Origin of the sequence: Exiguobacterium sp. FSL W8-0210 (genome assembly GCF_038006045.1) — a bacterium.
Taxonomy (GTDB): Bacteria; Bacillota; Bacilli; order Exiguobacteriales; family Exiguobacteriaceae; genus Exiguobacterium_A.
In genome coordinates this window covers 2,547,544-2,568,112 of record NZ_JBBOUK010000001.1, presented here as the reverse complement: position 1 = coordinate 2,568,112, position 20,569 = coordinate 2,547,544, and the positions used below count along the sequence as shown (strand labels likewise).

Here is a 20,569-nt window from a genome sequence, read left to right as displayed (position 1 = left end):
TTCGACATTTTGCTTGAAAAGTAGAATAATGGACATATCGATTTCCATTAATATACAAATATATACTTAAGAGGAAGGGGAATGTTTTGTGCGTCGTTTTCAACAATATCTCCTCCGAAGCTGGGTCGTTTTTTTCGTAATCGTCATTGGCATCGATCTTTTTGCGAAGTCAAAGGATTATAATCTCAGCATCGATTTGTTTACGTTCTTATTGATTACCGCCTTGTCGACGATTTTCGTCATCGATCCTGTCCGCCGTCGTCATATGAGTTTTACCTTTCATTTTGGATTTGTTCTCTTCACGTTCTTATCATATGGTTTGTTATCAGCGATTTTCGTCGGTCAACTGACGATGCTCATCTATCAGTTGCGGACGATCCATACGCCGATCGGACGTCGTCGGATGTTGCACAACTATCCGTTCAATGTCGCGCTCGAGTTGTTTCTGATCGTGCCAGCAGGTCTTGCCTATAATGCCCTAGGTGGAACACACGGAGACGCATTCCTGTTGACAGAAAACATCGTTCCGTTACTAGCGATGGTCGCGATCCTTTGGATCGTACTCTTGTTACAATACCAGTTATCTCGATTTCTTCTCGGAGAAAACATTCCGAGTGACGTCATGTTCCAGCTCTTACGCTTTGAAGCAGTTGTCATCACGGCAGAACTGTTATATGGGATCTTCAGTACACTCGTCGTCCAAGGGAATGGGAATAGTGGACTCGTCATGGCAGCATTTGCATTGTTCATCATCAAACGAGCACTCGGGAGTTCGGTCGAAGCGTCTGATCGTATCGAACATTGGGAGCAAATCGAGCGATTGAAAGAAGCAGCTTGGAAGGACGGCGATGCACAGTTCATCATCGAGCGATATCTGCGACAGCTCAACCAATTCGTCAAACCGGATATCGCTTGGATTAAGTTTGATTTTGAAGAAGGCAAGCAGACTGTCTACTATTCGTTGAAGGATGGACGAAAGTTAAAAGCGGATCATGTCGAAGGACGAATCATTGAAGATATCATCGAAAAAGAAGAAGTCCTTCTTTACGGCATGCAACAGGAATGGGATATTCGTCTGTACGATTGTCTGCCAGAAGAAACACAGTCTGTCCTCTTCATCCAACCGGAGGCGACGGAGACGATTAACTGCTCCTTATTCCTTGCGTCCCATGCGAGTGGAGAGTTCACGAAGGATTTCGGATACGAGTTATACCGTGCTTTACGTGTTCTATCGTGGGCCGTTGAACGAGCGCACGAGCGAGAACGGTTACTGACGGATAGTCGAACAGATGCGATGACAAAATTGCCAAACTATCGTGCGCTACAAGAGTGGGGCGATCGTCGTATTAAACAACGCGATCTGTATCCGTTCTCTGCATTGATGATTGATTTGGATCACTTTAAACAAATCAATGATACGTATGGTCATGAAGTCGGAGATGTCGTTTTATTTGAAGTCGCGAAGTTATTGATGCAAGCAACACGAATCACGGATCTCGTTGCGCGTTACGGGGGAGAGGAATTCGTCATCTTGCTACCAAATACGGATCTTGATTCCGCACAAATCGTTGCAGAACGGATTCGTGAGACGTTACATGCGCATCCTATTTTAGTTGAAGGTCACACCCTTCAAATCACAGCAAGTATCGGAATCGATACGTTAAAGGAACTTGGGGATCTTGCGAGTCTGATTCGAAATGCGGACCGGGCGATGTACGTCGGTGCCAAGTTCCAAGGACGCGATCGTGTCGCATCGTATCAGGAGTGGAAAGAGAAGGTCATTTAAAGAAGCGAATAGAAGGTGGCGGATGCGTCACCTTCTTTTTTGATGTAAAAAATCCTTCCAGTTCAAATGAACGAGAAGGATTGAAGAAGGTATAAGTTCATTGGGCTTGTTGTTTACTAAGGCGAATCTCGTTTTCGATCGCATGGATCGCGGCTGACCAAGACCCATAGCGATGAAGTAAGGCTTTCGTCGATGGTTTGTTGTTTCGCTTTGCCCATTCTCGATATGCTTCAAAGGAGAGGGAGAAGCCAACTTCTTCGATTGCTTGACGCAGGGAAGCAGCAAGTTCAGCTTTTGAATAGGTGACACTTGCTTCGAGTCCTGCTGCGGTACAGGCGTCATGCCATGAACCGAACATCTTGACGATGTGATAATGACTCGGTGCATGATGGACTGATTTACGCCACATCTGGTACTTCTTGAGTGTGATCGTAGAACCGACGTCTTGTGCGTACCGTTCGAATGACTTTAAGATTTCGTCTTTCGTATATTTCGGTGCCCGCTCGAGCTCCTCCGGCTGTTGATCGACATTCCACTCGTATCCAGCAGCAGACAAGGCTTCCGGCCATGATCCAAATTGACGAATGATGTTTTCCGGTTGTGGCCAGTCATTCACTAAAGCATACCGGCGATAGACAGTACGGCGTGGACGGTCCTGGATGAGTTCACCGACCGCACGGATGGCTTCAATCATCTCAAGCTGCTCTTCTGTATAACTCTGTTGACTCGTAAGTACACGTTGCTTCATGAGTGAGTCCTCCTTCCCAGTTCGATGTAGTATTGAGGCAAAAGTCCTCTGTATTAGATATATCGGTGCATTTCCATTAATTATGAATAATTCCCGCAAAATATTGTAAATATAGTGAATCGGATTCTTTGATAGTATAAAACGAAGATATAAAAATGAAAACAGAATGACACGAAATTTTAATGCTATTCAGAAAAATAGGACAAATGACACAGGTGGAAAAAAAGACCAGACACGCTCGTCAGCGAATCTGGTCTTTTGGTGTAACTTATTTTCCTTCGATTGATGCCCATTTGTACGAAGTATCGGCACCGACTTTATGGTTGACGATTCCTTTGACATACGGCTTACGTAAGAAGGAAGCTCCGCGCTGATACATAACAGAGATCGCTTGATCGTCCTCAAGGAGAGTTTTCTCAGCGTCTTTCAGTGCCTGCCAACGTTTCTCAGCATCTACTTCTTTTTGAGCTGATTTGATGAGTGAATCATATTTATCGCTTGAGTACTTACCACGGTTGTATGGTCCACCTGTTACCCACATATCGAGGAACGTCATCGGATCCTGGTAGTCAGGTCCCCATCCTGCGAATGATAGTTCGAACTCACCTTTTGATTCTAGCTCAAGTTTGTTCTTGAACGGCTGTTGTTTGATCGTGACTTCAAGACCTGGAAGGTTTTTCTCCCACTCGCCTTTTAGGTATTCAGAGATTTTCTTCGAGTTATCATCATCGTATGAAAGAAGCTCGAGTTTGACTGATTTTTTACCGATATCTTTCAAACCTTTTTCGAACGATGCTTTTGCAGAAGAAGCATCGTATGAACCGAAGCCTTCGTTACCATCACGGAAGTCTTTACCGTCTGGACCTTTTGCGAATTCTTTCGGGACGTAGTAATAAGCTGGGATAGAACCGTTGTTTAAGAGAACTTTCGCCATTTGCTCTTTATCGTATCCAGAGTCGATTGCTTTACGGATGTCTTTATTTTTCAAGAGTTCATTCTTGAAGTTCATTTGGATATATAACATCGACGCATCAAGACGCGTATCAAAGTCTTCGTTATCTTTATACTGATCAACAAACTCACTTGTCAGACCAACTGAATCGATATCACCTTTTTCGTAAAGGTTAACTGCAGTCGATGTTTCCTTAACGACTTTGTAGTTGATCTCTTCGAGTTTAACGTTGTCTTTATCCCAGTACTGATCGTTTTTCTTGTAGCTCCAACCGACTTCTGTTTTCCAGTCTGATAGGACGAACGGTCCGTTGTAGAGGAATGTATCTGGTTTTGTCGCGAAGTTTTTCCCTTGTTTTTCGACGAACTCTTGTTTCAGTGGCATGAATGAACCGAAACCAGTTAATGATTTGAAGTATTCAGCCGGTTGCGTCAGCTTAACTTCGAGCGTTTTGTCGTCAACAGCTTTGACTGCAACATCGTCAGCTTTTCCTTTTCCTGTGTTATACGCTTCTGCGCCATCGATGATATACATGATATACGCATATTGCGAACCACTTTTCGGATCAAGAACACGTTTCCATGCATACTCGAAGTCTTTTGCTGTGACATCACTGCCATCCGACCATTTCGAATCACGAAGCTTGAACGTGTATGTAAGTCCATCTTCCGAAACATCAACACTTTCAGCAACACCAGGTGTAGCTTCTTGTTTGTCATCAAGACGGAATAGACCTTCTTGGACGTTGTTTAACACTGTGAAAGAAACAGAGTCTGTTGCGACGGTTGGGCTAAGTGCTGGAATATCTGAAGCACTCGTTAAATTTAAGATTTGTTTGTCTGAAGATTTCTCTCCAGATGTCGAACCGCTTTCTTTTTTACCTTCATCTGTCGTCGAACATGCCGCAAGACTTGATCCAGCGATTGTCAGTGCTCCAACGAGTGCAAGTGCCTTTTTCTTCTTCATAAAGTAAATCCCTCCCAAAAGAAATAGATATATCTGGTGAAACGATAAGAACCGATAGGATAGCGATCCGGTGTCCGACTAAAAATAAGAGGGGTCATCGCCTTTTATTCTTAAGCTGTGGAAAGCACCGGATCAACTTGTTATCAATAATAAATACAATATTCAGAAAAATCAATAGAATCTTTTCAGATTATTTCAAAATCATTAAATTTGTGTGTAATACCAATGGTTTTTTTATTAAATTATTTTTGTTGAAGGATAAAATTAGGAGTTTTTAAAAGGGTTTAATACAAAAAGAACCAGTTGTATAAAACAACTGGTTCTTGAACTCATTTCTGCTCTTGGACGTACTGAAGTGCTTCTGCGACGTGATCTTTTACTTTCACACTGCGCCATTCCTTGACGATTTCACCAGACTCATCAATTAGGAAAGTTGAACGAACAATTCCAAAATATTCCTTACCGTAGTTCTTTTTCAGTTGCCAGACGCCATATTGCTCACACACTTCATGCTCGATATCTGATAACAATTGGAACGGTAATTCGTATTTTGCGATAAAGTTTTGATGCCGTTTCTGACTATCAGCAGAAACACCGAGAATGACGGTGTTATTTTCTTCGAACGCTTGCGTCGCATCACGGAAATCACATGCCTCGGTCGTACAACCAGGCGTTGAATCCTTCGGATAGAAATAGAGTACGACTTTTTTTCCACGATAATCCTCGAGGGAAATCGGTTCTCCTTGTGCGTTCGGAAGGGTGAATGTTGGTGCTTGCATGAAAATTCCTCCTTATCCTAATTCCATGTTTAATTGATCCGCATATTTCTCAAGCTTCTTTTGAAGACTCTCTTTTAAAGGATCGAGGGCAATCAAGTACTTCTCATAATCCGTACCGGCTTTCGCCGTCTTCATGAGGAGTGGCTGTTCTTCTTCATACCAGTCTGCGTAGTCTTGATAGTAATCAACGAGCGTCTCTGGGTTTCCTTCATTCTTCAGCGCCTCACCGTAAATCATCAGAATGTTACTGTTCATCTCAAGCGCCATATAATCCGTTTGTGCATTGACGCGAGAGAAGACGGCATCCTGTTCTTTTTCATCCGTTTTCCCGATTTCGTCTGCTGCTTTCGCATTGACACCATACTCATCGGCGTTAAACCCAGTGAATAGGTCACCAAGCGTCGAGAAGACGGCCGGGTCGAACGTCGTCGGTGTCAGAACGATCTTCCATTCATCGTCTTTCTTCAATAACAGCTTCGATCCGCGGTTCGGGAGAATGGATCCCTTTGCATCCTTGAATTCATGGATGATATAAGCGACGTCACCCTTTTGGAACGACTTGACGATTTTACCGGGAATGACGTTCAAGTTCTTCGCACCAACGGCGAGGGGTTCAAGTTGTTTTGCGTCACCTGTATATTCAATCGATGCGAGGTCTTTCGCATCTGCTCGTCCCGATTGACCGAGCGTTTTTTCATAGGTTTGATAGATATCGAGAACGGCTTGTTCAGCCTTCTGTTGTTTCGTTTCCGTCGTCTTCGGGGATTTGGTATTTGTAGAAGACGGGGAATCGTTTCCGCAACCGACGAGTACGAGACTGGTCGCAAGCAACACTACGAGCGATCGTTTCATTCGAATTCCTCCTAGATGGGTGTTCCGTGATGATTTCATAGCTAATCTTGTCTCTACCATACAGGAAATTCGCTTTTTTGAGTAGGATATCGGTACACTAAACGAAAGGGGAGTGATAGGTATGAAAATTCATATTACAGACGAGGCATTGCAATACTTTAAAAATGAGATGGAAGCACAATCGGGCGATACGATTCGCTTTTTCGCAAAATATGGTGGATCAACGGATTTAACGCAAGGTTTCTCCGTCGGCGTTCATATGGAAGAAGTCGAACGGGCAGCGGTCGAGGAAGTCGTCGACGGTATTCATTTCGTCGTATCTGACCAAGATGACTGGTTATTCCAAGGACAAGACGTCAAAGTCTCGATCGAAAACGAAGAGATTGTTTTTTCACAAGCGAAGGAATGATAGAGGAACGAGGAGAGACCGAATCGGTCGCTCCTTTATTTTTTTGACTAGAATAATTGTAAGCGGACTCATGCTTCTGTACAATGGAGAATGTAAGCGATTTAAAGTAGAGATTAAAGGGGGAATAGAGATGATTCCGTACAAACACGAACCATTCACGGACTTCTCACAAGAAGCAAACAAGAAAGCGTTCGAAGAGGCACTTGCACTCGTCACGCAAGAACTCGGCAAAGATTATCCGCTCGTCATCGGTGGAAAACATGTGACGACGGAAGATAAAATCGTCTCCGTCAATCCGGCCAACAAAGAAGAAATCGTCGGACGTGTCTCAAAAGCGACACAGGAACATGCAGAAGAAGCGATGCAAGCAGCGGTCACAGCCTTCGAAACATGGAAATTCGTCAATCCGTCTGTACGTGCGGACGTCCTATTCAAAGCAGCGAACATCATCCGTAAGCGGAAGCATGAGTTCTCTGCCTACCTCGTCAAAGAAGCAGGGAAGCCTTGGAATGAAGCGGATGCGGATACAGCAGAAGCAATCGACTTCCTCGAGTACTACGCACGTCAGATGCTCGTCTTAAAAGACGGCAAAAAAGTCGAGAGTCGTCCAGGCGAATACAACCGTTACGATTACATTCCACTCGGTGTCGGTGTCATCATCTCACCATGGAACTTCCCACTCGCAATCATGGCTGGAACAGCCGTCGCAGCAATCGTGGCAGGGAACCCAATCCTCTTGAAACCAGCATCGACGACACCGGTCGTCGCAGCGAAATTCGTTGAAGTGATGGAGCAGGCTGGTCTTCCAGCTGGTGTCTTGAACTTCGTACCAGGTTCAGGGGCAGAAGTTGGTGACTACCTCGTCGATCACCCGAAAACACGTTTCATCAGCTTCACGGGATCACGTGATGTCGGTCTTCGCATCAACGAGCGGGCATCGAAACTAAACGAAGGTCAAATCTGGCTCAAACGCGTCATCGCGGAAATGGGCGGAAAAGATACGATGGTCATCGATGAGTCGGCCGACCTCGATTACGCAGCGGACATGATCACGAAAGCGGCATTCGGATTCTCGGGTCAAAAATGTTCAGCTTGTTCACGTGTCGTCGCACTCGACTCTGTCTATGACGAGTTGCTCGAAAAAGTCGTCGCGAACACGAACAAACTCAGCATCGGTAACCCGACGGATGTCTCAAACAACGTCGGACCAGTCATCGACGCAGCAGCATTCAAGAAAATCACGTCGTACTTCGACGTCGCAAAAGAAGAAGGACGCATCGTCGCAGGTGGTACGGCAGATGATTCAACAGGATTCTTCGTCTCACCGACAGTCGTCGCGGACGTTCAACCAACGGATCGTTTGATGCAAGAAGAGATCTTTGGACCAGTCGTCGCCTTCACGAAAGCGAAAGATTTCAAAGAAGCAATCGACATCGCGAACAACACGGAATACGGATTGACAGGTGCTGTCATCACGCAAGACCGGACGAACCAAGAGTACGCGCGTGCGAACTTCCACGTCGGTAACCTCTACTTCAACCGTGGGTGCACAGGCGCAATCGTTGGCTACCAACCATTCGGTGGATTCAACATGTCTGGAACGGATTCGAAAGCGGGCGGACCAGATTACTTGACTTTACATCTTCAAGCAAAAACAACTTCAGAAATGTTCTGAAATGGTGTTTAATAGATGAAACGGGTGTGCGACCTGCATGCCCGTTTTTCTTATATCATGGAAAAAGGGGGAGCAAGGGTGAACGGAATGTGGTTTGCGATTTTGTTGTATCTCGGACTGATGGTCGCACTAGGCGTCATTGCGTATTATCGGACGAAGAACATGAATGACTACATGCTTGGGGGACGTACGATTGGTCCCGTCGTCACGGCGCTCTCTGCTGGAGCAAGTGACATGAGTGGCTGGTTGTTGATGGGATTACCGGGTGCGATGTATGCAACTGGTCTGTCCAGTGGGTGGATCGTCGTTGGATTGTTACTTGGCGCATACGCCAACTGGTTACTCGTCGCGCCGCGTCTGCGTGCGTATACGGCACATGCAGGGGATGCGATCACGATTCCCGATTACTTCGAAAAACGATTCCACGATAAAAGTGGTGTCTTGCGTACTGTTTCAGCTGGAGTTATCTTAATATTCTTTATAATGTACGCATCCAGTGGTTTTGTTGCTGGTGGTCGTTTGTTCGAAGCGGTTTTCGGACTGGATTATACGACAGGTCTTTGGATTTTAGCGGGCGTCGTCATCGCTTATGTATTCCTCGGTGGTTTCCTTGCCGTCAGTTGGACGGACGTCGTCCAAGGGATGATCATGGTCATCGCGTTGCTGATCGTACCAGGCGTTGCCCTCGCTTTAAGCGGTGGGATCAACGAGACGCTCGAAACGATTCGGTCGACGGACGGTTCAAAGCTCGAGTTATTCAAAGGTACGACGGTCATTGGAATCGTCTCGCTACTCGCATGGGGACTCGGCTACTTTGGTCAGCCGCATATCATCGTTCGTTTCATGGCGATTCGGAACTTACACGAGATGAAGTCAGCACGTCGCGTCGGGATGATCTGGATGACGTTCTCGATCGTTGGAGCGATGGTGACAGGTTTGATCGGATATGCCTACTTCACGCAACAAAATAGTCCTTTAGGAGAACCAGAGAATGTCTTCATTCAATTATCACGCGATCTCTTCCCTGGTTTCATTACGGGACTGTTGCTTGCAGCCTTACTTGCTGCCATCATGTCGACGATCTCGACACAGCTACTCGTCTCTTCGAGTGCGGCAACGAATGATTTCTATCAACGTTTCTTCAAGCGTGATGCTTCTGATCGTGAATTGATGGTCATGGGGCGCGTGATGGTCCTTGTCGTCGCTGCTCTAGCGATTCTCTTATCGTTCGGTGCACAGAAGTCGATCTTGACTCTCGTTGGTTATGCGTGGGCTGGTTTCGGTGCCGCGTTCGGACCAGTCGTTCTGTTCAGCTTGCTTTGGCGCCGGATGAACAAGACAGGAGCACTTGCTTCGATGATTACGGGATCTGTCGTCGTCATCGCCTGGATTCTCATCAAACAAAATGTCGAAGGGTTGCCATTCTACATTTCTGAGATGTACGAGATGATTCCAGCCTTCTTCGCTTCGACTGTTGCGCTCGTCGTCGGTAGTCTCGTGACGAAGGAACCGAGTCAAGCGATCTATGATGAATTCGATCAAGTGCAAGCACAGCTAAAAGGTGCGGAGCCTGAGCGGAAGATCGTCTAATTAACAAAAAGAGGTGTTTCCTGATTACAGGAGACATCCCTTTTTAATTCACTTCATACGTTGTTATTTACCATAAGCATATTTGTTGTTCTTGTGCAAAATGAGCGTATAATGAAAACAAAAAGTGAGGTGAACGAGATGGCGACACAGCCACTTACACAAGATTTACCAAGAAAACGGACATATCTCGGACCGGCGTTCGTTGCTGCCGTCGCGTATCTCGATCCGGGAAACTTCGCGACGAACATGACGGCAGGCGCCCAGTACGGATATTTGTTGCTCTGGGTCATCGTTGCCTCGAACTTGATGGCGGTCGTCATTCAGTTCCTGTCAGCCAAGCTTGGAATCGTCAGCAATCTCAGTTTAGCGGAAGTAATCCGGGAGGAGTTATCGCCGGTCACGCGCTTCTTCTACTGGGTACAAGCGGAGCTCGTCGCGATGGCAACCGATCTCGCAGAGTTCGTCGGGGCCGCACTCGGATTTCATTTACTGTTTGCAATCGATTTACGGATGGCAGCATTATTGACGGCAGTCTTGTCGTTCGTCATCCTCGGCTTCGAGCAGAAGGGACTCCGGCATTTCGAAGCTGTCATCGCCGTACTCGTCTTAATCATCGCCGCTGCTTTTGCGATTGAAGTATTTGAAGTTCATCCGGTCTTTCGTGATCTATCGGCAGGATTGTTACCGGGATTTGAAGGTACGTCGAGCATCGTCCTCGCTGCCGGGATGCTCGGAGCGACCGTCATGCCGCATGCGATCTATCTCCATTCCGATTTAACGAAACGCCGGATGGGACACGTTGCGAATAAATTGTCGATGTTACACATCCAACGCTTCGACATCTGGGGAGCGATGTTGATTGCTGGAGCGGTCAACGGAGCGATGCTCGTCATCGCCGCCAGTGTGTTTTACGGCACGACGTATCAAGCGGGTTCGCTTGAAGCGATCTACGAGGGACTTCATGTCACGCTCGGTGGTAGCGCACCGTATCTGTTTGCGATTGCTTTACTTGTCTCGGGTCTCGCTTCTTCAAGCGTCGGGACAATGTCAGGGGACGCGATCATGCGCGGCTTTCTTCATCTTCAACTGCCACTGTTCGTTCGCCGGACCGTGACGATGTTGCCGGCAATTTTGTTGCTGTTCTCCGGTTTTGATCCGACACGAGCACTTGTCCTTAGTCAGGTCGCCTTATCGTTCGGGATTCCGTTCGCCTTGATTCCCTTGATTCGGGCGACAGCGAGTGAGCGGTACATGGGAGAACACCGGAATAGTCGGTTCATGAACGCGTTGGCCTGGGTGATCGTCTCGATTGTCATCGTCTTCAATGTCTATCTGCTCGTCGATGTATTAGTATGAATATTCAGTATTTTTGTTTCGTCTGATTTAAAGCGGGTATTTCATAACTAGAAGCTTTCCGCCCGGAAGCTTTGCTACCCCTATAAGGACGATGGTGCGGACCTCCCCCCGATGCACCATCGTCTTTTTTGTCTGGACGAAAAGTGCTATGATTAGAAATAGTGTAAAATATATCGCAAAAGTTCCGGAGGTGGAATGACATGGCAAAGATTAATGAGGAGCAAGTCCGCCACGTGGCGCATTTGGCACGCCTTGCCGTGACAGATGAAGAAGTAGCACAATTCACAGGACAACTCGAGAAGATTCTTGGGTTCGCTGAACAATTAAATGAACTCGATACGACAGGCGTCGAACCGACGACTCATGTCCTCGATTTAAAGAACGTCCTACGTAAGGACGAAGTACGTCCATCACTTCCGCGTACGGAAGTAGAACGACTCGCACCCGATTGGGAAGACGGACAAGTCCGCGTCCCAGCGGTGTTCGAATAAGGAGGAAATGACCCGATGTCACTTTTTGAACATGGTGTCAAAACACTACACACACTCATTCAGGATGGCGAAGTCAAAGTTTCTGAACTCGTCCAAGAATCCTTTGATCAAATCGACCGCGTCGATGGAAAAATCGGTGCGTTTCTTTCATTGAACGAAGAAGCATTCGAGCAAGCAAAACGAATGGATGATGTCGCGAAACATGAAGCAAATCCATTGTTTGGTCTTCCAATCGGCGTCAAGGATAACATCGTCACGAAAGGGATGACGACGACATGTGGTTCGAAATTCCTCGAGAACTTCGTGCCAGCTCATGATGCGACGGTCGTCGAGCGTCTGCATGAAGCAGGGGCGATCACGATCGGGAAATTGAACATGGATGAGTTCGCGATGGGTTCTTCAAACGAGAACTCAGCGTACAAACCAGTCCGTAACCCATGGAATACGAAACACGTTCCAGGTGGTTCTTCGGGTGGTTCAGCAGCAGCTGTCGCAGCAGGTGAAGTCTTGTTCAGCCTTGGTTCGGATACAGGTGGTTCGATTCGTCAACCGGCTGCCTATTGTGGTGTCGTCGGGTTGAAACCGACATACGGTCTCGTCTCACGCTTCGGTCTCGTTGCGTTTGCGTCGTCTCTTGACCAAATCGGTCCGTTGACACGAACAGTCGAAGACAATGCGTATCTCTTGAGCGCGATCGCAGGACACTGTGAGATGGATTCGACGTCTGCGAACGTCGCAACAACGGATTACACACAAGCGTTGACAGGTGATATCAAAGGGTTGAAGATCGCTGTTCCGAAAGAATATTTCGGTGAGGGTGTCAGTGAAGGCGTCAAAGCCAACATCCGTGAAGCGATCCAAAAACTAGAAGCACTCGGTGCGACGGTCGATGAGGTGTCACTTCCGAACTCGAAATATGCGCTTGCGACGTACTACTTACTCGCTTCATCAGAAGCATCATCGAACCTCGCGCGCTTTGACGGCATTCGTTACGGAGTCCGTGCGGAAGCGGATGCACTTGAAGATGTCTTCAAGTATTCCCGTTCACAAGGATTCGGAGACGAAGTCAAACGCCGGATCATGCTCGGAACGTACGCGCTCAGCTCAGGTTACTACGATGCCTACTATAAAAAAGCACAACAAGCTCGGACGTTGATCAAAAAAGACTTCGACGATGTCCTCGCGAACTATGACGTCATCATCGGACCAACAGCACCGACACCAGCATTCGAACTCGGTGCACAGCTCGACGATCCGGTCACGATGTATGCGAATGACATCTTGACGATTCCGATCAACTTAGCAGGTGTTCCAGCGATTTCGGTTCCAGCTGGATTCGTCGACGGTCTTCCAGTCGGCTTACAAATCATTGGAAAACATTTCGATGAGGCGACGATCTATCGCGCTGCGCATGCGTTTGAGCTTGCGACAGGTGGATTCGCGCTTCCGAAGTTATAAGGAGCGAATGTATCATGAACTTTGAAACGATCATCGGGATCGAGGTCCACGCCGAGCTGAGCACGAACACGAAGATGTTCTGTGGTTGTGCGCGGGAATACGGCGCGGAGACGAATACGAAAACGTGTCCGATTTGTCTTGGACACCCAGGCGTTTTGCCGAAAATCAACGAAAAAGCCGTTGAGCTCGCTGTGCGTGCAGCAATGGCACTCAACTGCCAAGTGGCCGATCAAACGAAATTCGACCGGAAGAACTATTTCTACCCAGATACGCCAAAAGCGTATCAAATCTCACAGTTCGATCAACCGATCGGCTTCGATGGCTACATTGATGCGGAAGTCGATGGCGAAACGAAACGCTTCCGAATCGAACGTGTCCATCTGGAAGAAGATGCTGGTAAGATGAACCACACGGGTGCTAATCACTCAGTCGTCGACTTCAACCGGACAGGTGCGCCGCTCATCGAGATCGTCAGTGAAGCGGACATGCGTTCACCGAAAGATGCAGTCGCCTACCTCGAACGTCTCAAGGAAGTCTTGCAATATGCAGGCGTTTCGGACGTCAAGATGGAAGAAGGATCACTTCGTTGTGACTGTAACATCTCCGTTCGCCCATACGGACAAGAGAAGTTCGGTACAAAAACAGAACTTAAGAACTTGAACTCATTCGGAAACGTCTTAAAAGGTCTTGAGTTCGAAGAAGATCGTCACCGTAAGTTGTTGCTTGCTGGTGGTGTGATGCGCCAAGAAACACTTCGCTTCGATGAGACGAAAAAACAAACCGTCCTCATGCGTGTCAAAGAAGGGGCGTCGGATTACCGTTACTTCCCAGAGCCTGACCTCGTCAAGCTCGTACTTGATCATGACTGGAAAGAAGCGATTCGTGCCGGTATCCCGGAACTTCCAGATGCACGTCGCGTTCGTTACCAAGAAGAACTCGGTCTTTCGGCGTATGATGCGAAGCAATTGACAGTTACACGTGAGATGGCAGAGTACTTCGAAGCGACACTGGCAGCAGGCGCAGAGCCAAAAGCAGCAGCCAACTGGACGATCGGTGAGATCCAAGGTCACTTGAATAAATCGACGGAAACGTTTGAAACAGTCAAGATGACACCAGCTCGTCTGGCAGAGATGATCGACTTGATCGCAAGCGGTACGATTTCTTCGAAAATCGCCAAACAAGTCTTCACAGCCGTCATCGAAGAAGGTGTCGAGCCACGTGCATACGTCGAAGCAAACGGTCTTGCACAAATTTCAGACGAAGGATTGCTACGTGGTCTCATCGTCGAGATGTTCGAAGCGAACCCAGCCGTTGTCGAGGAATTACTCGGTGGACGTGACCGGAAGAAAGGCTTCGTCATCGGTCAAATCATGAAGAAAACAAAAGGAATGGCGAACCCTGCCCTCCTGGATCAACTCTTCTATGAAGAGCTTGAAAAATTAAAATAAGTACCTGATCAAACAGCGTTCGTTCCTCCTTTACTTCTGCGAGGAAACGGACGCTGTCTTTTTTGGCTTTGTAATGTCTCGAGAGTTCATGTAAAATAAAACAGTTATGTATCAAATGAACGGTTGAGTCAAAAAGGAGAAAATCTTATGAGACCTAGAGCGCGCGTGATTTATAACCCGACTTCCGGGAAAGAGATGGTTAAACGAAATTTACCGTATATCCTCGACCGACTCGAAGCAGCGGGTTATGAGACATCTGTCTACTCGACGAAAGCGGTCGGAGATGCGACGTATGAAGCAGCACGAGCATGCGAAGCAGACTTTGATCTCGTCGTCGCAGCAGGCGGTGATGGTACGTTGAACGAAGTGATCAGCGGAATGGCTGCCTACAACAAACGTCCGAAGCTTGGTGTATTACCTGTTGGAACGACGAATGACTTTGGTCGGGCGATGCGTATTCCATTGACGATCGAAGGAGCGATGGATGTCATTTGCACAGGACATACGATGCCGGTCGATATCGGTAAGATCGAAGGATCGACAGGCGTCCATTACTTCATCAACATCGCTGGCGGTGGCATCATGACAGAACTGTCGTACGAAGTGCCTTCGAAGCTGAAGACGGCACTCGGACAGCTCGCGTACTACGTCAAAGGGATAGAGAAACTTCCGCAAATCCGACCGACATATGTCGAACTGGAGCATGAAAAGGGTATATTCAAAGGAGAAGTCATGCTGTTCTTGACATCCAATACGAACTCCGTCGGCGGATTCGAGAAATTGTCACCGAACGCGTCACTCAATGACGGTCGGTTCGATCTCTTCATTCTCAAGAAATGTAACCTCGTCGAACTGATTCGTGTCATGCGTCTTGCCTTAAAAGGGGATCATTTCTCGGACCCTTGCATCGAGCATGTCACGACCTCATTCGTCCGCATGAAGAATACATCAGAGATGAGCTTGAACATCGATGGTGAATTTGGCGGCATTTGCGAAGGCGAGATGACGAATCTTCGCTCTCATTTCGAAGTCATGACACCAAAGTTCCGGATCGAAGAGATGGAACAAATCAATACACAACTACAAGAAGCAGAAACGAACCTCGCGTGAAGCGAGGTTTTTAAGGAGGATATTCATGATTCCAGTACAAAAGAACGATGAACACGTCGTCGAGATCGTCGACCTGACGCATGAAGGATCAGGGGTCGCGCGCATCGATGGATATACGGTCTTCATCCCGGGCGCATTGCCGACGGAGCAGGTCAAGATCAAAATCACGAAAACGACGAAGTCTTACGGATTCGGTCGTATCATCCGTCAAAAGACGAAGAGTGTCGATCGTGTCGAGCCGCCTTGTCCGGTTTACAACCAGTGTGGCGGTTGCCAATTGCAACACTTGTCATACGATGCAGAACTCAAGTTCAAGCACAACCGTGTCCGTGACGCTTTCGCGCGCCTAGCAGGTCTTGAAATTCCAGTCCACGAGACAATTGGTATGGAAGATCCGTGGGGTTACCGCAACAAAGCGCAAGTACCGGTTGCCTTCCAATCGAACAAATTGATGGCTGGTTTCTACCAAAAACGGAGTCACCGGATCATCGATATGGACTACTGCTTGATTCAAAACAAAGAAAACGACGAAGCTGTTCAAGCGGTTCGTAAAGTCCTTGCTGACTTAAAAGTACCAGCGTACGACGAGAAGAAAAAAGCAGGTGTCATCCGTCATATCATGGCACGTCATGGTTACCATACGAACGAATTGATGGTCGTGCTCGTCACGAAAGTCAAACAACTTCGTGGTATCGATAAAATCGTCGAAGGGATCTTAAAGGCGTTACCAAACGTCACGTCGATCCAGCACAACATCAACCCGGATGATACGAACGTCATTCTTGGGAAAAAGAACGTCGTCTTGTACGGACCGTCCGTCATCCGCGATCAAATCGCTGGATTGACGTATGAGATCTCACCGCATTCGTTCTTCCAAGTCAATCCGCTGCAAACAGAGAAACTCTACGCGAAAGCGCTCGAGTACGCTCAGTTGACAGGCGATGAGACAGTCGTCGATGCTTACTGTGGGATCGGTTCGATTTCCTTATCACTCGCTAAACAAGCGAAGCACGTCTACGGCATCGAAATCGTACCGCAAGCGATCGATGATGCACGTCGGAACGCACAAGCGAACGGGATCGAGAACGTGACGTTCGAGTATGGTGCAGCTGAGAAGGTCATGCCAGATCTTGTTAAAGCCGGTATTCAACCAGACGTCATCGTCGTCGACCCACCCCGTAAAGGCTGTGACGAAGAGTTCTTACGTGCTGCTGCAGATGTCGCACCGAAGCGGATCGTCTACGTCTCATGTAATGCGTCGACACAAGCGCGTGACGCGAAGCTATTGACAGAGCTCGGGTATACACTCGTCGAAGTGACGCCTGTTGATATGTTCCCGCATACGACACACGTCGAGAGCGTTGCCTTGTTCGTCCGTAACTAAATTAAAAGTGCCTCTTTCCAGTTAAGGAAGGAGGCACTTTTTGATTTATCATTCCGTTTCTGTTGATTCGTCCTCGACCGTTGATTGTGCTGTACTTGGGAACAATTCAGCAAGAACGCGTTCACTCGCCGTACCATCATCTAAGCTACAGAACCGTTCGAGGAAGCGATCGTATTTTTCTTGGTAAGCGACGGACTTCGTATCGATTTGTTCGATATAATCGATGACTTGATCTGTTTCCTTCAGAAGTGGTCCAGGGACGACTTCTTCGAAATCGAAGTAGAATCCGCGCAACGTTGAAGCATACTTCTCTAGATCGTACGTAAAGAAGATCATTGGACGTTGCAAGTGTGCATAGTCGAAGAACACAGATGAGTAGTCCGTGATCAGGATGTCACTAATCAGATAGAGTTCTGCGATATCACCGTATGAAGAGACATCGTAAGCGAATCCTTCGTGTCCACTGATATCCATGTTTTGAGCAATCAAGTAGTGCATCCGTAAAAGGACGACGTACTCGTCACCGAGGCGTGCTTGCATCTCATTTAAATTCAATTGCAAGTCGAATCGGTATTTTCCTCGCGCGATGAACTCATCATCTCGCCATGTCGGTGCATAAAGGACGATCTTTTTATCAGCCGGAATATTTAAGCGTGTTTTGATTTCACTGATGAGACCCGCTTGATTATCGGCATATAAGAGATCGTTACGAGGATAGCCCGTTTCAAGCATCGTATTTTGGAACCCGAATGCGCTCTTGAAGATTTCGCTCGAGTACGCGTTTGGCGAAATCAGATAGTTCCATTCTTGCGCTTGGTTATAGAAATTCTTTTTGTAGCGAATCGCATTCGTTCCAGCCATATGCACATCTTCCATATCAAGACCGAGTCGTTTTAATGGCGTACCGTGCCATGTTTGAAGATAAATAGTTTCTTCGCGTTTTTTCAAGCTGAGCGGCTGACGCGTGTTGAAAATCCAGTATTTCGCACGAGCCATGTATTGATAGTACGTAAAGCTGTTTCGAAGTACCCAATTCGGACATGCTTCCTTCACTTCATCAGAAGGTTCTTGAGCGAAAATCCAAACAAGTTCTAGTTCCGGATGTTTTTCTTTTAGGTGAAGGTAAAGTGCCTTCGGATTGTCAGAGTAACTCCGCCCTAAGAAACTTTCAAATAAGACGAGATTGTCTTTGATCGGCATCTTCTGGAATAGTCGATATAGCATAAGACCATTTTTAATTTTTTTACGACGCGCCGTACGTAAGGAACGTTTTGTTTTGACAGCAGTAATGTACAGCTTGAACATCGCGTACGATCCCGTTGACCAAGCTTGTAGATATTTACTCTTTGATGGCATCCGCTTTAAGTCGTAAGCGACATGGTTGAAGACTTCTGCTTGTTGAGTATTAGATGAACTCCGTTCGAGTAATGTACGTCCACGTTTTGAAATGAACCGTTTATACCACGTATTTAAGAATTTTTGGACTTCTTCATCTTTTGTCTCTGCTGATAATATGCCATAAATTCGAGAGATATCTGAGAGTGTCGTAATGTCACGTAGTTGGAAGAGCGATTGACCATCCAGTGGTGTACTTCTTGAATTCCGTCCGTACACGATGTAGTTGACGGAAGTAATGTTCGTTAACTGCGAAATGACAGTATGGGCGATGAGCGTATCCGCAAACCATGTCGTTTCGAAGCTAGGCAATGTCTGAAGCAATTCTTTTTTGATCATCCATCCATGGATTGTCGTCAAGTGACGCGAATTAAACTTCGTGCGCGAGTAAAAGAAGTAACGATCGTCATCGATTGGCATCAGCCATTTCTTCTTATTATAGACAGGGGAGATCTTACCGATGATGACTTCCCCACGAGACTTCTCGTATGCCTTGATATATGTGTAAAGCGCACGGGGAGCAAGAATATCATCACTATCTAAAAAGATGACATAGTCTCCTGAAGCAGCTTGAACTCCATTACGTCGAGCCGCATACACACCTTGATGTGATTGTTCGATGATGGTACACGTTGGATATAGTGCACGAATATCATCGACATAAGAACTTGGTCCATCAAAGACAACGACGATTTCTACAGGAATCGAAACGTGTTGGTCGAGAACGGATTGAATCGCAGCTTTTGCTTGAGATTCGGTTTGATAGACTGGAATGATCACACTAATTGAATTCATGTTGACTCTCCTTTTGATGAAAGAATCGAAAAAGATTCGATTCGGCAAAATTGTATTCTGTTGAATAGGATATCACAAATCTGAAAAAGGTAGCAGTGTTCCTAAAAATCTGTCTTTTGTCTGTAATGAGTAGGCGTCTCGCCCGTGATTTGTTTAAAGGCCTGACTGAAATGACTTTGACTTGAAAAGTGCAGTCGGTTTGAAATCGTCAATAGCGAGTCGTCAGATGAACGTAGCAATCTTTTCGCTTCGCGAATCCGTTCACGAATGACGTAACGAGCCAGCGGTAAACCCGTTTCATCTTTAAATAAAACGGATAAATAGTTGGAGGATACGTGAATCGCCTGACTGATGGACGAGACCGATAAAGGATCATAGAGATGCTGCTGAATGTATCGAATGGCAGCTAAGACGTGTGGCGAATGACGCAACGCCTGTATTTCTTTGACGGCTTCCGCAAAAGATACCGTGATCCGAACGTGACGATTTCGCAATTCTGCAATACTCGTCGCAGCTTCGATCGTCTCAATCATCCGATCACTAAGCGAAAAGGCTTCGTCTGGTTCGAGTCCCCCACGAATAGCGGCACGTGCGCTTAGAAGAACCGTTCCTAGAAGTAGATTCTTTTCTGCTCGGAGTGGTTGGTGACGTGCGAGTGTTCCGAACTCACCGTATGCGGGAAGAGAATAGGTCGTCGCCAACCGTTCGCTCTGTCCGGATGAGATCCAGTCGATGATTTGTTGCTCGCGTTGCCAAGCTTTTCGATAGGCGGTCACACCTGTGTGCGAAGGGGCTTCAGACACTAAAGGAATTTCCTCTTCCTGTATATCTGAAACATGATCGATGTCACGAGAGGACAATCCTTCACCATGTAGAAGGCGATAGAGCAAATGGGCACAGTCGATCAGACGATTTTCCGTCGTTCGGGGTAGAACTTTATAAAATTGATGATAGGTCTCATCTTGAATATGAGCCCGAAAAAGTGCTGACTGTAAGAGAACGGGACCGATCCGGTACATGCCTTGGTCAGGAACGTCTACGAACAGATAAGCCGTTCCGTCTTTTAAGGTATGAAGTAGAGGGCGATGATTTTTTAAAGTAGGCCACGTATCTTCAATCAATAGATTAGCTGGATGCTTGGGTGCGGAAGGACGTAACTCGATTGAGACGTGCTCTTGATTTTGATAGGAAATAAAAAAACCAGTCATCCCAAACAAATGTTCCGCGATTTGTGTCAAGTCTGAGGGGCTTAAGGGATTCATGAAGCGACTCCTTTCGAATGATGCATCGATTGTATCTAGTGTATGTGCTCGGCAATCGATAGTCGAGTAGGGAATGAAAAAATCCGAAGTCTTTCTTCAAGACTCCGGATCGA

General features: G+C 46.9%; 16 protein-coding genes. 10 read left to right on the top strand and 6 right to left on the bottom strand.

What is annotated here, in order from left to right; genetic code table 11:
- Positions 1-88 precede the first annotated feature (88 nt).
- On the top strand, positions 89-1,786 hold the full coding sequence (locus MKY22_RS13375) for a GGDEF domain-containing protein (protein ID WP_214852365.1): 1,698 nt from the start codon (positions 89-91) through the stop codon (positions 1,784-1,786).
- A 97-nt stretch (positions 1,787-1,883) separates the two neighbouring features.
- Here the strand turns inward: MKY22_RS13375 and MKY22_RS13370 are convergent, their stop codons facing one another.
- The 4 genes from MKY22_RS13370 to MKY22_RS13355 all read right to left on the bottom strand — a co-directional run bounded on the left by MKY22_RS13370 (position 1,884) and on the right by MKY22_RS13355 (position 6,083).
- Positions 1,884-2,534: a homing endonuclease associated repeat-containing protein gene (locus MKY22_RS13370; RefSeq protein WP_035410251.1), complete on the bottom strand. Its 651-nt coding sequence runs from the start codon at positions 2,532-2,534 to the stop codon at positions 1,884-1,886.
- Positions 2,535-2,802: 268 nt separating this feature from the next.
- Complete coding sequence (locus tag MKY22_RS13365) at positions 2,803-4,452, bottom strand: peptide ABC transporter substrate-binding protein (protein ID WP_290777104.1); 1,650 nt, start codon at positions 4,450-4,452, stop codon at positions 2,803-2,805.
- A 329-nt stretch (positions 4,453-4,781) separates the two neighbouring features.
- On the bottom strand, positions 4,782-5,231 hold the full coding sequence (gene bcp / locus MKY22_RS13360; RefSeq protein ID WP_023469342.1) for a thioredoxin-dependent thiol peroxidase: 450 nt from the start codon (positions 5,229-5,231) through the stop codon (positions 4,782-4,784).
- A 12-nt stretch (positions 5,232-5,243) separates the two neighbouring features.
- Positions 5,244-6,083, bottom strand: coding sequence for a hypothetical protein (locus tag MKY22_RS13355; protein WP_341089149.1), 840 nt, complete (start codon positions 6,081-6,083; stop codon positions 5,244-5,246).
- Between the two features lie 121 nt (positions 6,084-6,204).
- On the opposite strand from MKY22_RS13355, the gene MKY22_RS13350 reads away from it, so the two are divergent.
- The 9 genes from MKY22_RS13350 to rlmD all read left to right on the top strand — a co-directional run bounded on the left by MKY22_RS13350 (position 6,205) and on the right by rlmD (position 17,004).
- A complete protein-coding gene (locus MKY22_RS13350) occupies positions 6,205-6,492 on the top strand; it encodes a HesB/YadR/YfhF family protein (RefSeq protein WP_035410238.1) in 288 nt (95 codons plus the stop codon).
- Positions 6,493-6,622: 130 nt separating this feature from the next.
- The gene (gene pruA / locus MKY22_RS13345; RefSeq protein WP_029342578.1) at positions 6,623-8,167 is read left to right on the top strand and encodes an L-glutamate gamma-semialdehyde dehydrogenase; all 1,545 of its coding nucleotides are present in this window, start codon (positions 6,623-6,625) and stop codon (positions 8,165-8,167) included.
- Between the two features lie 87 nt (positions 8,168-8,254).
- Positions 8,255-9,757, top strand: a complete 1,503-nt coding sequence (putP, locus tag MKY22_RS13340; protein ID WP_214727853.1) for a sodium/proline symporter PutP — start codon at positions 8,255-8,257, stop codon at positions 9,755-9,757.
- A gap of 111 nt (positions 9,758-9,868) precedes the next feature.
- Positions 9,869-11,113 (top strand): Nramp family divalent metal transporter, encoded by a 1,245-nt coding sequence (locus MKY22_RS13335; RefSeq protein ID WP_341089145.1) that lies wholly within the window; start codon positions 9,869-9,871, stop codon positions 11,111-11,113.
- Positions 11,114-11,313: 200 nt separating this feature from the next.
- Complete coding sequence (gene gatC / locus MKY22_RS13330) at positions 11,314-11,604, top strand: Asp-tRNA(Asn)/Glu-tRNA(Gln) amidotransferase subunit GatC (protein WP_023469336.1); 291 nt, start codon at positions 11,314-11,316, stop codon at positions 11,602-11,604.
- Between the two features lie 15 nt (positions 11,605-11,619).
- Positions 11,620-13,062, top strand: a complete 1,443-nt coding sequence (gene gatA / locus MKY22_RS13325; protein ID WP_149427816.1) for an Asp-tRNA(Asn)/Glu-tRNA(Gln) amidotransferase subunit GatA — start codon at positions 11,620-11,622, stop codon at positions 13,060-13,062.
- A 14-nt stretch (positions 13,063-13,076) separates the two neighbouring features.
- Complete coding sequence (gatB, locus tag MKY22_RS13320; protein ID WP_035396151.1) at positions 13,077-14,510, top strand: Asp-tRNA(Asn)/Glu-tRNA(Gln) amidotransferase subunit GatB; 1,434 nt, start codon at positions 13,077-13,079, stop codon at positions 14,508-14,510.
- Between the two features lie 147 nt (positions 14,511-14,657).
- Entirely contained in the window at positions 14,658-15,620 is a 963-nt protein-coding gene (locus MKY22_RS13315) for a diacylglycerol kinase (RefSeq protein WP_341089142.1), read from the top strand.
- Positions 15,621-15,645: 25 nt separating this feature from the next.
- Positions 15,646-17,004, top strand: a complete 1,359-nt coding sequence (gene rlmD / locus MKY22_RS13310) for a 23S rRNA (uracil(1939)-C(5))-methyltransferase RlmD (RefSeq protein ID WP_035396153.1) — start codon at positions 15,646-15,648, stop codon at positions 17,002-17,004.
- 48 nt (positions 17,005-17,052) lie between these two features.
- On the opposite strand, the gene MKY22_RS13305 is transcribed toward rlmD, so the two are convergent.
- Together MKY22_RS13305 and MKY22_RS13300 are read right to left on the bottom strand one after the other, a co-directional pair.
- Positions 17,053-19,194, bottom strand: a complete 2,142-nt coding sequence (locus MKY22_RS13305) for a bifunctional glycosyltransferase/CDP-glycerol:glycerophosphate glycerophosphotransferase (RefSeq protein ID WP_023469332.1) — start codon at positions 19,192-19,194, stop codon at positions 17,053-17,055.
- A 101-nt stretch (positions 19,195-19,295) separates the two neighbouring features.
- The gene (locus MKY22_RS13300) at positions 19,296-20,456 is read right to left on the bottom strand and encodes a helix-turn-helix domain-containing protein (RefSeq protein ID WP_290777090.1); all 1,161 of its coding nucleotides are present in this window, start codon (positions 20,454-20,456) and stop codon (positions 19,296-19,298) included.
- Between the last annotated feature and the right edge of the window lie 113 nt (positions 20,457-20,569).

What these genes read in the sequence shown, in the direction of transcription:
- MKY22_RS13370 (WP_035410251.1), bottom strand. Translation starts at nt 2,534, where the DNA reads ATGAAGCAACGTGTACTTACGAGTCAACAGAGTTATACAGAAGAGCAG.
- MKY22_RS13365 (WP_290777104.1), bottom strand. Translation starts at nt 4,452, where the DNA reads ATGAAGAAGAAAAAGGCACTTGCACTCGTTGGAGCACTGACAATCGCT.
- bcp (WP_023469342.1), bottom strand. Translation starts at nt 5,231, where the DNA reads ATGCAAGCACCAACATTCACCCTTCCGAACGCACAAGGAGAACCGATT.
- MKY22_RS13355 (WP_341089149.1), bottom strand. Translation starts at nt 6,083, where the DNA reads ATGAAACGATCGCTCGTAGTGTTGCTTGCGACCAGTCTCGTACTCGTC.
- MKY22_RS13350 (WP_035410238.1), top strand. Translation starts at nt 6,205, where the DNA reads ATGAAAATTCATATTACAGACGAGGCATTGCAATACTTTAAAAATGAG.
- pruA (WP_029342578.1), top strand. Translation starts at nt 6,623, where the DNA reads ATGATTCCGTACAAACACGAACCATTCACGGACTTCTCACAAGAAGCA.
- putP (WP_214727853.1), top strand. Translation starts at nt 8,255, where the DNA reads ATGTGGTTTGCGATTTTGTTGTATCTCGGACTGATGGTCGCACTAGGC.
- MKY22_RS13335 (WP_341089145.1), top strand. Translation starts at nt 9,869, where the DNA reads ATGAAAACAAAAAGTGAGGTGAACGAGATGGCGACACAGCCACTTACA.
- gatC (WP_023469336.1), top strand. Translation starts at nt 11,314, where the DNA reads ATGGCAAAGATTAATGAGGAGCAAGTCCGCCACGTGGCGCATTTGGCA.
- gatA (WP_149427816.1), top strand. Translation starts at nt 11,620, where the DNA reads ATGTCACTTTTTGAACATGGTGTCAAAACACTACACACACTCATTCAG.
- gatB (WP_035396151.1), top strand. Translation starts at nt 13,077, where the DNA reads ATGAACTTTGAAACGATCATCGGGATCGAGGTCCACGCCGAGCTGAGC.
- MKY22_RS13315 (WP_341089142.1), top strand. Translation starts at nt 14,658, where the DNA reads ATGAGACCTAGAGCGCGCGTGATTTATAACCCGACTTCCGGGAAAGAG.
- rlmD (WP_035396153.1), top strand. Translation starts at nt 15,646, where the DNA reads ATGATTCCAGTACAAAAGAACGATGAACACGTCGTCGAGATCGTCGAC.
- MKY22_RS13305 (WP_023469332.1), bottom strand. Translation starts at nt 19,194, where the DNA reads ATGAATTCAATTAGTGTGATCATTCCAGTCTATCAAACCGAATCTCAA.
- MKY22_RS13300 (WP_290777090.1), bottom strand. Translation starts at nt 20,456, where the DNA reads ATGAATCCCTTAAGCCCCTCAGACTTGACACAAATCGCGGAACATTTG.